This is a genomic window from Paenarthrobacter sp. NPDC089675 (genome assembly GCF_044749185.1).
In the GTDB taxonomy this organism is placed as follows: domain Bacteria; phylum Actinomycetota; class Actinomycetes; order Actinomycetales; family Micrococcaceae; genus Arthrobacter.
The window spans coordinates 1-12106 of sequence record NZ_JBIVHM010000002.1 but is presented as its reverse complement, the minus strand read 5'-3'; the positions used below and the strand labels follow the sequence as shown (position 1 = coordinate 12106).

At 62.2% G+C, this 12106-nt stretch carries 11 protein-coding genes; 3 read left to right on the top strand and 8 right to left on the bottom strand.

The features are described 5' to 3' along the window. Nucleotides 1–71: 71 nt before the first annotated feature. The 4 genes from ACIPY2_RS04185 to ACIPY2_RS04170 form a co-directional block, all read right to left on the bottom strand. Entirely contained in the window at nucleotides 72–419 is a 348-nt protein-coding gene (locus tag ACIPY2_RS04185) for an RNA polymerase-binding protein RbpA (RefSeq protein ID WP_400265123.1), read from the bottom strand. A gap of 250 nt (nucleotides 420–669) precedes the next feature. Further along, nucleotides 670–1650 (bottom strand): SPFH domain-containing protein, encoded by a 981-nt coding sequence (locus ACIPY2_RS04180; protein WP_400265122.1) that lies wholly within the window; start codon nucleotides 1648–1650, stop codon nucleotides 670–672. 89 nt (nucleotides 1651–1739) lie between these two features. Further along, nucleotides 1740–2201, bottom strand: coding sequence for an NfeD family protein (locus tag ACIPY2_RS04175; protein WP_400265121.1), 462 nt, complete (start codon nucleotides 2199–2201; stop codon nucleotides 1740–1742). Nucleotides 2202–2282: 81 nt separating this feature from the next. Continuing rightward, nucleotides 2283–3140 carry a methyltransferase domain-containing protein gene (locus tag ACIPY2_RS04170; protein ID WP_400265120.1) on the bottom strand — a complete coding sequence of 286 codons (858 nt, stop codon included), beginning with the start codon at nucleotides 3138–3140 and terminating at the stop codon, nucleotides 2283–2285. Nucleotides 3141–3209: 69 nt separating this feature from the next. Here ACIPY2_RS04170 and ACIPY2_RS04165 point away from each other — a divergent pair, with 69 nt between their 5' ends. Further along, nucleotides 3210–5222: a S9 family peptidase gene (locus tag ACIPY2_RS04165; protein ID WP_400265119.1), complete on the top strand. Its 2013-nt coding sequence runs from the start codon at nucleotides 3210–3212 to the stop codon at nucleotides 5220–5222. An 18-nt stretch (nucleotides 5223–5240) separates the two neighbouring features. On the opposite strand, the gene ACIPY2_RS04160 is transcribed toward ACIPY2_RS04165, so the two are convergent. After that, on the bottom strand, nucleotides 5241–5915 hold the full coding sequence (locus ACIPY2_RS04160; protein ID WP_400265118.1) for a peptide deformylase: 675 nt from the start codon (nucleotides 5913–5915) through the stop codon (nucleotides 5241–5243). A gap of 70 nt (nucleotides 5916–5985) precedes the next feature. Here ACIPY2_RS04160 and ACIPY2_RS04155 point away from each other — a divergent pair, with 70 nt between their 5' ends. Continuing rightward, on the top strand, nucleotides 5986–6393 hold the full coding sequence (locus tag ACIPY2_RS04155) for a nuclear transport factor 2 family protein (protein ID WP_400265117.1): 408 nt from the start codon (nucleotides 5986–5988) through the stop codon (nucleotides 6391–6393). Nucleotides 6394–6395: 2 nt separating this feature from the next. Here the strand turns inward: ACIPY2_RS04155 and ACIPY2_RS04150 are convergent, their stop codons facing one another. The 3 genes from ACIPY2_RS04150 to ACIPY2_RS04140 are packed head-to-tail and all read right to left on the bottom strand — an operon-like array spanning nucleotide 6396 to nucleotide 9378. Further along, nucleotides 6396–7526 (bottom strand): FAD-dependent oxidoreductase, encoded by a 1131-nt coding sequence (locus tag ACIPY2_RS04150; protein ID WP_400265116.1) that lies wholly within the window; start codon nucleotides 7524–7526, stop codon nucleotides 6396–6398. Then, nucleotides 7523–8245: a class I SAM-dependent methyltransferase gene (locus ACIPY2_RS04145; protein WP_400265115.1), complete on the bottom strand. Its 723-nt coding sequence runs from the start codon at nucleotides 8243–8245 to the stop codon at nucleotides 7523–7525. The genes ACIPY2_RS04150 and ACIPY2_RS04145 overlap by 4 nt, the downstream gene beginning before the upstream one ends. After that, on the bottom strand, nucleotides 8242–9378 hold the full coding sequence (locus ACIPY2_RS04140) for a type III polyketide synthase (RefSeq protein WP_400265114.1): 1137 nt from the start codon (nucleotides 9376–9378) through the stop codon (nucleotides 8242–8244). Before ACIPY2_RS04140 ends, ACIPY2_RS04145 begins: the two co-directional genes overlap by 4 nt. A 213-nt stretch (nucleotides 9379–9591) precedes the next feature. On the opposite strand from ACIPY2_RS04140, the gene ACIPY2_RS04135 reads away from it, so the two are divergent. Beyond that, nucleotides 9592–11985, top strand: a complete 2394-nt coding sequence (locus ACIPY2_RS04135) for an ATP-binding cassette domain-containing protein (RefSeq protein WP_400265113.1) — start codon at nucleotides 9592–9594, stop codon at nucleotides 11983–11985. Nucleotides 11986–12106: the final 121 nt, after the last annotated feature.

The following is a 12106-nucleotide window of genomic DNA, read 5'->3' as shown; positions in this document are numbered from 1 at the left end:
CGGCAAACAGAAAGGTCGGGCCCGGCGTTCCGCAAGGAAAACCGGGCCCGACCTTTCTGTTCGGGATCCCTTTAGGCGGAGCGGCGCTCTCCGCGGCGCTCTCGCAGGATGTTGAGGCGATCCTCGAGGATCTGCTCCAGCTCAGGAAGCGTGCGACGCTCCAGAAGCATGTCCCAGTGCGTGCGTACGGCCTTCTCGTTGGCATCCACCGGGCGCTCACCGTCAACGAGGAGGGCTTCCTTACCGGTCTTGGAAATCCAAACAGGAGGAATTTCGGCTTCGGCAGAGAAGGTTACGAAGACCTGCTCGCCATCCTCGCAGCGGTATTCGACCCGCTGGCGCGGTGCCGGTTCCACACCGGATTCGGTTTCCATGCTTTGGGCGCCAAGACGCATGCCCCGCAGGCTGCGATCGCTCATGATTACTCCCTCTGTCTGTTCGCAGGGCCGGAAACCCCGCGCTAGCCGTAAACCGTACTCTGGCTGCTCACGGACTACTTCTGCACACCTTGCATCACTTATTGCAACGCCTGGCCAAGCTTTTATGTTCCATCCAGGCTGAACCAGCCGGACAAATATCCCATTATACGCTCATGCTTGGCCGCAGCTCAAAAGCATTAAAAAGGGGAGCGGTCGGCCGCCGGCCAACCGCTCCCGCAGGGACTTCCCCTTACCGCGAATCCGCGGCTTCCTCCGGGGAACCGGCGGCCGCAGGTTCCTTCGGAACACTGGTTCCACCGAAAAGTCCTTGGACCGGCGACTCACCGTTGGTCCCGCCGAGTGCTCCTCCGATGCCCTTCAGGGCTTCACCCACTTCGCTGGGGATGATCCACAGCTTGTTGGAGGTACCCTCTGCCAGTTTCGGCAGCGTTTGCAGGTACTGGTAGGCGAGCAGCTTCTGGTCCGGGTTTCCCTTGTGGATGGCATCGAAGACCTTTTGGATGGCCTGCGCTTCACCATCGGCCCGGAGGATAGCGGCCTTCGCGTCGCCCTCGGCGGCCAGGATTGCAGCCTGCCGCTGGCCCTCGGCGGTGAGGATCTGGGACTGTTTGGTTCCTTCAGCCGTGAGGATGGCCGCGCGGCGGTCACGCTCGGCACGCATTTGCTTCTCCATGGAATCCTGGATGGAATGCGGCGGATCAATCGCCTTCAGTTCCACCCGCGAAACGCGGATTCCCCAGCGACCTGTCGCTTCGTCGAGCACACCGCGGAGCTGGCCGTTGATCTGGTCACGTGACGTCAGGGCCTCTTCCAGGTTCAACCCGCCCACGACGTTGCGCAGCGTGGTGGTGGTCAGCTGTTCCACGGCCTGGATGTAGTTTGCGATCTCGTAAGTGGCTGCACGCGGGTCCGTCACTTGGAAGTAGACCACCGTGTCGATTGAGACCACGAGGTTGTCTTCGGTAATGACCGGCTGCGGCGGGAAGGACACCACCTGTTCGCGGAGGTCCAGCAACGGCAACAGCCTGTCCACGAACGGGATCAGGATGGTAAGTCCCGGATTGAGCGTGCGCTGGTACTTGCCGAGGCGTTCAACGACGCCGGCACGGGCCTGCGGGATGATCCTGACCGAGCGGACCAACACGATGATGACAAATATGACAAGAACAATCAGCACTACCGCGGCTGCTGTTCCTCCTAGGCCGTCCATACATCTCCTTCATTTCCCCAATTGAGTGGTTTGATACGGCTCAACGCAGGCAGCCCCGGGGCTGCCGTGTCGAGAGAAACCTGGTTGCCCTAGCGGGGGCTGCTTTCAGTGGTGGAGGCGACAACCGCCGTCGCTCCGTCAATGCCGGTGACTTGCACCGTCGCACCGGCGTCGATGGTTCCGGCCGTACTGCGGGCGCTCCACACGTCACCGGCGATCTTGACCAGGCCACTGGTCCCGCTCACGGGTTCCATGACCAGGGCTGATTGGCCGATCAGGCGGTCCACATTGGTGCGCTGCTCCACCGGACCTTTGTGCAGGTGCTTGAGCGCGACAGGACGGACGAAGGCAATCATGAGGAGGGAGACGACACTGAAGATGACTATCTGCAACCAGAAGTCGGCGCCGGCAAAGTCCGCCACCAGTCCGGCCAAGGCGCCACCGCCCAGCATGATGAAGAAGAGGTCGAGCGTAAGCATCTCCACCACTGCGAACGCGAGGAAGAGGGTGAGCCACAAAGCCCACCAGTTCTCGCCGAGCCATTCAAACATCGGTTCCCCCTTGGTCCCGGACTCCGCCAACGGAAGTCACAGCCGCTGCTCTTCCATCCTAGCCCGCGGCAGAGCCCCACGTCAGGGCGCGGAAAACCGGGGACTGAAAACGCTGATGCTGAACTTGGCAACCGTGGAGACAGGTCCGGTGGCAGCGAGCGATCCTGCCAAGTTTTCAGCATCGATATGGTGTCCCGCCGGCCCCATGACCGCTACATCGGCCAGGTCGTCGGGGGACAGGACCAGCGGGATTTCGAGCTCCTCCAGCCCTTCCAGACGGAAATGACGGGACAGGGACTCCACCAGGCGCTCTGCCTTGTCATCCTGGATGGCAAGCATCCCTGTGCGTTCGGCCGCTTCCGCGAGATGCCCCGGACGGGGGGTCACCACCATGAGTTTTCCGCCGGGTCGAAGTACGCGGGCGAACTCCGGGGCGTTTCGAGGTGCGAACACCACCATGACAACGTCCGCCGAGTGCCGTGCCAGGGGAAGGGGACGCCAGATGTCCCACACCAGGTTGGCCGCTTGCGGATTAAGGCGGGCAGCGCGGCGCAAGGCGAATTTGGAAATGTCCAGACCCACGGCCGTGGCAGCGGGAGACTCCTCCAGGACCGCGTGCAGGTAGTGGCCGGTTCCCGTTCCGGCATCGAGGATCAGCGGCTCCGGGCCTGCAAGCGATGTGCCGGCAATGCCGGCGAGGGCATTCGTTAGTTCCGCGTAATGCCCGCCTTCGAGGAAGCGTTGGCGGGCGGCCACCATGACGGCGGTGTCCGCTTCAAACACGGTGCCCTTGCCGGTCAGCAGATTGAAATAGCCCTGCTTGGCTGCATCGAAGACGTGGCCGGCAGAGCAAACCACGGACCGACGGGCGCCCTCGTTGAGCCGGCAGTTCCCATGGCAGACGGGGCAGCGAAGGGCGGCAATGGCGTCGGAAAGCATGGCTTCAATCCTACGGCGCGACGGAGTGTCAGGCCGCCGCTATGTGGTTGCGCGGCTAGGCTCGCCAACGTGAAACCCGAGCAACTTACGCTGTTGAATGCCGTCTCCGCACCTGCGATCCATCCCGACGGAACCAAGGCCGTGGTCTCCGTCACCAGGCCCGATTTCCTTGCAGATGCTTACGTGGGGCAGCTGTGGTCCGTGCCCCTGGATCCTTCCAAGCATCCGCGGCGCATCACGAGGGGGTTCCGGGACTCCGCTCCGGCCTTCTCTCCGGACGGCCTGGTTCTGGCTTTCCTCCGCACCACCGCGGACGGCAAGCCGCAACTGTTCGTGGTTGAGTCGGCCGGCGGCGAACCTCAACAGGTTACGGAACAACACGCGGGAGTCACCGGTTTTGCATGGGCACCGGATTCGCACAGGATCGTCTTCACAGCCCGCGTGCCCGAGCCTGGCCGTTACGGAACCGTCGACGGCGTAACCGCCGGACGTGAAGATGCCCGCCTGGTCACGGCCAAGCAGTACAGAATGAACGGGATTGGCTATGTTGCCGACCAGCGCCAGCAGCTGTTTGTCCTGGACGTTCCGGAGCTGGGTGGCGAACCTGTTGTTGTTCCCCGCGGACGGGCCGCCCATGAGACAACCGCCGTTCCCGCCCCCGTCAGCAGGATCCGGCAGCTCACTTTTGGGGACTCTGACCATGATGCTCCCTGCTTCAGTGCTGACGGAAGGTACGTCTACTTCGTCGCCGCATTGCACGCACAGCACGACGACGACCTCGTCACCTCCATCTACCGGATGGACGCTTCAGGTGGCGAGCCCGAGCCCGTACTACCCACCAACAACAAGCCGCAATCCGTCGATGCCGTCAGGCCGTCAAGCAATGGACAGTGGCTCTTCTTCACCGCACGGCAACTGGGGGAGTCGGGCCGTGACTTTGTGGCCCGCAACTCGGCACTGTATGTGATGCCGGCAAACGGCGGAGCGGCCCTCGGGCTAACCGATCCTGAGCAGCTGGATGCCTCCGGTCCCTTGGAGCCGAGTGGACCGGACAGCGTCCTGGTGCTCAACACGGCCCTGGGCACAGTGGAGTTGCTCGACATCACCGCCGCGGGCAAGGTTTCACCGCTGGTACACGGAAACCGTGTAGTGACCGGTGCGACGGTCGCGGCAAACGGGGAGATCGCTGTCAGCTTTTCGGACGCTGCAACCGCAGGAGATGTCGCAACCCTGGAACGCGGAGAACTCCGTCTCCTCACGGATTTCTCAGGTCAACTTCGCAACAACAGCAGGGTGGCGGAGCCTCTGGAGCTGGACGCAGTGTCGACCGACGGGTACCCGGTCCATGGATGGGTGGTCCTGCCGGAAGGTCCAGGACCCCACCCGGTCCTGCTCTCGATCCATGGCGGGCCGTTCGCCCAATACACGGGAGCCTTCTTCGATGAGGCACAGGTCTATGCGGCTGCGGGATACGCGGTGGTCATGTGCAATCCCCGCGGATCAGCCGGTTACGGACAGGCCCACGGCGCCGCTATCAAAGAACGTATGGGTACATTGGACATGCAGGACGTTCTCGCGTTCCTCGATGCCGCAATGTCCCGGTTCCCCACGCTGGACGCGGAGCGGACCGGCATCATGGGCGGCTCCTACGGTGGATACCTCACCGCCTGGACCATCGCCCATGATCATCGCTTCAAAGCCGCAATCGTGGAACGCGGTTTCCTGGATCCGGTCAGTTTCAAGGGATCAGCGGACATCGGCTGGTTCTTTGGCGATGAATACACCGGCGGCAGCCCGGAGCAGCTTCAGGCACAGAGCCCCATGGCAGTAGTCGACAACGTGAAGACGCCCACTCTTGTCATCCATAGCGAGGACGATCTCCGTTGCCCTATCGAACAGGGGCAGAGGTACTACTCAGCCCTGAAGGCGGGAGGAGTCGAGGCGGCCCTCCTCGTCTTCCCCGGCGAAGACCACGAATTATCGAGGTCGGGAACACCACACCACCGCAAACAGAGGTTCGAACACATCCTTGCTTGGTGGGCGAAGCACTTGCCAAGCAGGCTGAACCGGATGGAAGACTGACAAAGTCCGCTGCTTGGACTAGTCAGGAAGGAATCCCAACGCCCGTCGTGCCTGGCCTGGGTCGGGTTGCGCCCAGCGGGCAGCGTATTCGGCATTTGTGGTGAGGGACCTGATTTCCGCGCAGTCCAGGTAAAGAGTGCCGTGCAGGTGGTCTGTTTCGTGCTGAACAATGCGGGCCTGCCAACCCGAGTAAAGCTGCCGAAGCGAACGACCATCACGGTCAATGCAGTTCAATTCCACCGTGCGGTGCCGGGAGACAACCGCCTGGTACCCGCTTACCGAGAGACACCCTTCGTAGAACGTTTCGACGTCGCTCCCGGCGGGCTGGTACTGCGGATTGATCACTGCCATGAACGCCAACGGTTCCCTGCTGCGGGCAGCTGCCGAAGCCGGATCAATTTCGTACTGGTCTTCAAGCACCGCGATCTGGAGTGGGATGCCCAGCTGTGGTGCGGCCAGGCCCACTCCGGGTGCGGCATGCATGACCTCACGCATCATGGCAATGAGTCCGTCGAGTTCCGAGTCCTCCAACTGCCCATCGTATGGCGCCGCCATTTGCCTGAGCACGGGGTGTCCTGCCTGGACAATGGGCGGAAGTGCCTCGCCGTCGAGCAGGGACCTGACGATATCCCGGATTTGGGCAGGGCTGTAGTCAGTAGCCGGCCCGGGCTGCGGGCTAGTTCGCTGCGTCATGGACAGAGCCTATCTGCTGGAACTTCCTTTCACCCTCAAGGGTGCCGCCGCCGTGGGCTAGGCTCATCGAATGAGCAAAATCAACCCCTTGGACGTGGTGCTCGGCTTTGTCCGGACTGTCGAGGCCGGCGGAGGCGCCACCGAGATCGGTCGCTTCCTGTCGGAGGACTTCACCCTGACGGAGTGGCCGCATGCGTTGGCCCGGAGCGGTTCCACCCGGACAAAGCAGGAGACCTTGTCAGGCGCGGACGACAGTAAGTCCATCGTTGCCGGGCAGCGTTTCGAGATAGTCCGGACAACCACCGAGGGTACCCGTGTGGTACTCGAGATGAACTGGTCGGCGGTGCTGCTGATGGACCTTCCGCACTGGGATGCCGGAGAGACTATCCGTGCCCGCAGCACTGCCGTGTTTGAAGTGCAGGGAGGGCTCATCACGAGCCAGGATACGTACGACTGCTATTACACTCTTCCTTCGTAACGTCAGCGCATCGTGAACCGTCGTTCGACCATATCCGCCACCACTTTGGACTGCAGGACGCCGGCGAACAACGAATTCCGGAGCTTCATTGCGGCGGGCGGGAGCGGCCTTCCCAGCGCCATGTTCAGTCCCGCCTGGTTGGACGCCCTGCACGCTGCCCGCCTGCGGCTCCGCTCGAAGTCCTTCAGTTGCCTTCCCACATCTGCGCCGGCCAAGGAGGCATCCATGATGGGAGCCAACGCAGCGGCGTCGAGCCAGCCGAGGTTCATACCCTGTCCGCCGATGGGGCTGATCTCGTGGGCAGCATCGCCCAGCAGCACGGTCCGCCCGTGAACCATCCGTCCGGCGAGCCGTGACTGCACTTCGAAGGCACTGAGCATGGTGTTCGTTGACGCTTCGGGTACCTCGCCTGTCCGTGCTCTTACCAACCCGGCAAGGCCGTCCGCCGTCGGATTCACCGCCGGGGCGGCCAGCCGGACCACCCATCGGCGCACACCGCCGGGAAGCGGGAACGACTCCACAATTCCCTCCGGTTCGAGGAAGAGCACGGCGTCACTGGGATGCTTTGTTGTGTCTTCGAAGTCCCCCATCAAGTAGCTGTCAGGGTAGGTGCGGGCACACAGCTCGGGCAGCAAACGTTCCCGGAAGACCGAGTGGGCTCCGTCAGCAGCAATGGCGAGCCTGGCCCTCAAGGAGCCCCGACCCGACGGTGAGCCAAAGGCCAACCTGACGCTGCCGCCGTCGTCGTCAACGGTATCCACCACCGCGCCCCGGACAATTGCCGAGGGGTCCAAGGCGAGAACGGCACTCTCGAGAGCTCGTTCGGTGACCGGCTGGGGGACGGCAAGGATGAACGGAAAGTCGGGGTCGCCGTCGAAAGCCAGTTCGGCCACCTTGCGGCCGCGACTGTAGGCGAGCCCTCTCCCGATGCGCACCCCTTCGGCAATCAGCGCCGGGGCGATGCCGGCCCGGTCAAGTACTTTCAGGGCAGGCGGGTGGACGCCGATGGCCCTCGTCAGACCGCTCCTGGAAGTACGCCGCTCCAGGATGCGCACCGACCGGCCCCGTTGCACGAGCAGCAGTCCCATCATCAGGCCGACCGGACCTGCGCCGATGATGGCTACGTCCGTCACGGCACCTTTCCTTGATTCTTCGTTGCCTCGTAGACCACCAGGTTGTGCCACGGGCCGTTGTCTTGGACCCGCCAACCTTCGGGAGCAAGCTCCTCCAGCTCCGCCCGGGTGTAGCTTCGGCGGATGGACACCAGGCCGTCTCCGCAAATGAAAGAGCCAAGTCCCAAAGGCCAGAAGCCTGCAAGGAAAAGCGCATAGGACAGATTGCTGCGCTTCAGGTCGTTGTGGAGCGCGACGCCCGAGGTAAGCAGTTCCGAATCACTGAGCACGCCGGCGAGTTGGGCGTCGTCGAGATGGTGCAGCATATGGTTGGACAGCACTATGTCATAGCGCCGCCCCTCTGAAACCAATTCAGAGCTGTGCGCCTGCCTGTAGCGGACGCCTTCCACAGAGGGGGACGTCCTTGCGAACTCATAAGCGCGCTCATCCGGATCTATCGCCGTGACCCGAAGAGAAAATCCGTCCCGCAACGCCCATCGGGCCAGGCTGCGGGCAACGTCGCCACCCCCGCAGCCAATATCCAGCACTTCCGCTGATTCACGTACCCGCAGCAATGGGACGAACCGCTTCCGATAAGTCGTCCGCCACCCCGAGAGAAGCGAGTTAACAACGGGAAATCGCGCGTAACTGCGGTTCAGGCGCCGAAGGTCGCAGTCCGGCCTGTCCATGTCTTCAACGGCATGCACGTCCCGTTCGCGCAGGGACCCCCAAGGTGTCACAGCCCGGGGGAGACCAGCGTCAGCAGGCCCGTCTCCACCGTTAGTCCCGGTCCGAACGCCATGGAGCAGATGCGCTCCTCCCGTTCAGTGGCGGGTCGGTCAAGCATGTACTTCAAGACGAACAGCACCGTTGCACTGCTCATGTTTCCGTATTCCCGCAAGGTCTCCCGCGCCGGTACCAGCTGCTCCGGGGTGAGTTCGAGTTTTGACTCGACTTTGTCCAGGATGCTTCGCCCACCAGGGTGGATGGCCCAGTGCGTGATGTCGCGGTAGGGCATTTCCGCAAGCCCTGGTTCCTTTGCCAGGAGCGGTTCCAACGCTCCCGTGATGTGCTCTTCGATGATGTGCGGAACGTAGGAACCAAGCACCATTTCGAAGCCTTCGTCACCGATGTTCCACGCCATGGCTTCTTCACCAACCGGCGTCAGGACCGTCTCGAAGTGGTCCAGCCGAATGACGGGTTCGGGCCCTTCCGGTTCCTTGGCGGTGACGATGGCCGCCGCGGCACCATCACCGAAAATGGCGGAGCCCATGATGGTGTCCGGATCATTGGAGGTGCGCACGTGAAGCGAACACAGTTCGGTACAGATGACGAGTACCACAGCGTCCGGGTCTGCCGTGCAGAACTGCTTGGCCGCCCTCAGTGCGGGAAATGCCGCGTAACACCCCATGAAGCCAAGGTGGTAGCGCTGCACTGACGGCTGCAGGCCAAGGGCCCGGACCACCTTGTAGTCCGGTCCGGGATTGAAGAACCCCGTACACGAAACCGTGATCACATGCGTGATGTCGTCGAGGCTGATTCCGGGCGCGGCGGCAACGGCCGCTTTGCCTGCTTCAATGAAGAGCTTGGTTGCTTCGGTGGCGAAGATTGCGTTGCGAACCTTGGTGCTTGGGCTCAGCACGCGGTTGGACGCGGGATCGAAGAACAGCGGATTTTCGGGGTGGGCGTCCAAGCTCAGTTCCGCGACGGCCGTGTAACGGGTATCAATGGCTGCGGAGTCGAAGCAGGTGGTGACAAGCCGGGAACCCAGACGTGTCAGGCCAGGTTGTGCGGCAAAGACGTCTCTCGCCTGGGACTGAACGAGGATGGTTGGCGGGACTGCGGTTTCGAGGGACCTCATGTATACCGGCATGCTCCATTCTTAGTGAGTATGGGGCGGAAGACAATGGCTCGACATTTGTCCTGGCGTGTTCCAGCCCCGCAGTTGCGCCGCCGGTTAGGGTGGAGGAGCCGTTGCCGCGCCCGCGCCGACGAACGAGAATCGAACGTACTGGCCTGCAAGCCGGCAGGGACATGCGGCGCCGAGGGGAAACCGTCAGGCGCCGCCGCCACAGATGGAGAGATCATGAGCATTGCCGCGAACCTCGATACGCAGGCCGCCCCGCCGCACGCTGCCGACACCCACGACCTCATCCGCGTCCAAGGCGCGCGGGAGAACAACTTGAAGGACGTCAGCATTGAGATCCCTAAACGCCGCCTGACGGTCTTCACGGGCGTCTCTGGCTCCGGCAAGAGTTCGCTTGTTTTCGGCACTATCGCAGCCGAGTCCCAGCGCATGATCAACGAAACCTACAGCGCATTTGTCCAGGGCTTCATGCCGACGCTTTCACGCCCGGACGTGGACGTCCTCGAAGGTTTGACCACGGCCATCATCGTGGACCAGGAAAGAATGGGCTCGAACCCGAGATCCACCGTGGGAACGGCCACCGATGCCAACGCCATGTTGCGGATCCTCTTCAGCCGCTTGGGTCAACCGCATATCGGCTCACCCAACGCCTATTCCTTCAACGTTCCCACCGTAAAGGCCAGTGGCGCGATCACGGTCGACCGGGGCGAAGGAAAGACCAAAACCGAGAAAGCCTCCTTCAGCCGCCTCGGCGGTATGTGTTCCCGGTGCGAAGGCATGGGCTCCGTCAACGACTTCGACCTGAGCGCGCTCTACGACGACAGCAAATCCCTCAGCGAGGGTGCACTGTCAGTTCCCGGCTACAGCATGGATGGCTGGTACGGGCGCATCTTCAGTGGCACCGGTTACTTCAACATGGATAAACCGATCGCCAAGTTCACCAAGAAAGAACTGCACGATCTCCTGTACCGCGAGCCAACCAAAGTGAAGGTTGAAGGAATCAACCTCACCTACGAAGGCATCATCCCCAAGATCCAAAAATCGATGCTGTCCAAGGATGTGGATTCCCTGCAGCCCCACGTCCGGGCATTCGTGGAACGGGCCATAACGTTCACCACATGCCCGGAGTGCGACGGCACGCGCCTCAGCCCCGAGGCGCGGTCCTCGAAGATCCTGGGAAAGAGCATCGCGGATGTCTGCAAGATGCAGATCAGTGACTTGGCCGAATGGATCCGGGGGATCGATGAACCATCCGTTGCGCCTCTCCTCAAGGGGCTTCAGCACCTCCTTGATTCCTTTGCGGGAATCGGCCTTGGATACCTGTCACTTGACCGTCCGGCCGGCACTTTGTCCGGGGGAGAGGCTCAAAGAACCAAGATGATCCGCCATCTGGGTTCTTCCCTGACAGACATCACGTACGTTTTCGATGAGCCAACCATCGGCCTCCACCCGCACGACATCGAGCGGATGAATGAGTTGCTGCTCCAGTTGCGCGACAAGGGGAACACCGTGCTGGTGGTGGAACACAAGCCAGAGACCATCGCGATTGCCGATCACGTGGTGGATCTCGGCCCCGGGGCCGGTTCGGGAGGCGGAACAGTGTGTTTCGAAGGTGACTTGGAAGGTTTGCGGGGGAGTGACACCATCACGGGCCGCCACCTTGACGACAAGGCTTCCATCAAGTCCTCGGTACGCCCCGCAACTGGCTGGTTGGAAGTCCGGGGAGCCTCCACCAATAATCTCCGTAACATCGATGCAGATGTCCCTTTGGGCGTCCTGTGCGTGCTGACGGGCGTGGCCGGATCCGGCAAGAGTTCGCTCATCCATGGATCGGTGGCCAAACGCGAAGGTGTCATTGTCATCGACCAGGGGGCAATCCGAGGGTCCCGTCGCAGCAACCCGGCAACGTACACGAGCCTTCTTGAACCTATCCGAAAGGCTTTCGCCAAAACCAACGGCGTGAAGCCCGCGCTGTTCAGCTCAAATTCCGAGGGGGCTTGCCCAACGTGCAACGGGGCGGGCGTCATCTACACCGACCTCGGAGTCATGGCTACTGTGGAGTCAACCTGCGAGGAATGTGAAGGCAAGCGGTTCCAAGCCTCAGTCCTCGAATACACGCTGGGCGGCCGCAATATTGCAGAAGTGCTTGCAATGTCGGTCAACGAGGCCAAGGAGTTCTTCGCCGACGGTGAAGCGCGGACGCCAGCCGCACAGAAGATCCTGGAGCGCTTGTCCGACGTCGGACTCGGTTACCTGACGCTCGGCCAACCGTTGACCACGTTATCGGGGGGCGAACGCCAGCGGCTAAAGCTCGCCACACAGATGTCGGAAAAAGGTGACATCTACGTTCTGGATGAGCCAACCACAGGCCTGCATCTGGCCGATGTGCAAAACCTTCTGGGCATGTTGGACCGGTTGGTCGAATCAGGTAAATCGGTGATCGTCATTGAGCATCACCAGGCCGTGATGGCTCATGCGGACTGGATCATCGACCTGGGTCCAGGCGCGGGGCACGACGGCGGCAGGATCGTTTTCGCGGGAACGCCGGCGGATTTGGTGGCTGGCCGGGAAACGCTGACGGCAAAGCACTTGGCGGCTTACGTGGGCGCCTGACCAGACCCCTCTCCGGATCATCCTCCAACTGGCATGCACGGGTATTCGTGAGCCGGGAGTAGACGGGTTTCGACGGATGGCTAGAGTCAGCCTGAAACCGATGCGTTGCCCTTCGGGGGCC

Coding starts and splice junctions, on each gene's coding strand:
- ACIPY2_RS04185 (WP_400265123.1), bottom strand. CDS start 419: ATGAGCGATCGCAGCCTGCGGGGCATGCGTCTTGGCGCCCAAAGCATG.
- ACIPY2_RS04180 (WP_400265122.1), bottom strand. CDS start 1,650: ATGGACGGCCTAGGAGGAACAGCAGCCGCGGTAGTGCTGATTGTTCTT.
- ACIPY2_RS04175 (WP_400265121.1), bottom strand. CDS start 2,201: ATGTTTGAATGGCTCGGCGAGAACTGGTGGGCTTTGTGGCTCACCCTC.
- ACIPY2_RS04170 (WP_400265120.1), bottom strand. CDS start 3,140: ATGCTTTCCGACGCCATTGCCGCCCTTCGCTGCCCCGTCTGCCATGGG.
- ACIPY2_RS04160 (WP_400265118.1), bottom strand. CDS start 5,915: ATGACGCAGCGAACTAGCCCGCAGCCCGGGCCGGCTACTGACTACAGC.
- ACIPY2_RS04155 (WP_400265117.1), top strand. CDS start 5,986: ATGAGCAAAATCAACCCCTTGGACGTGGTGCTCGGCTTTGTCCGGACT.
- ACIPY2_RS04140 (WP_400265114.1), bottom strand. CDS start 9,378: ATGCCGGTATACATGAGGTCCCTCGAAACCGCAGTCCCGCCAACCATC.
- ACIPY2_RS04135 (WP_400265113.1), top strand. CDS start 9,592: ATGAGCATTGCCGCGAACCTCGATACGCAGGCCGCCCCGCCGCACGCT.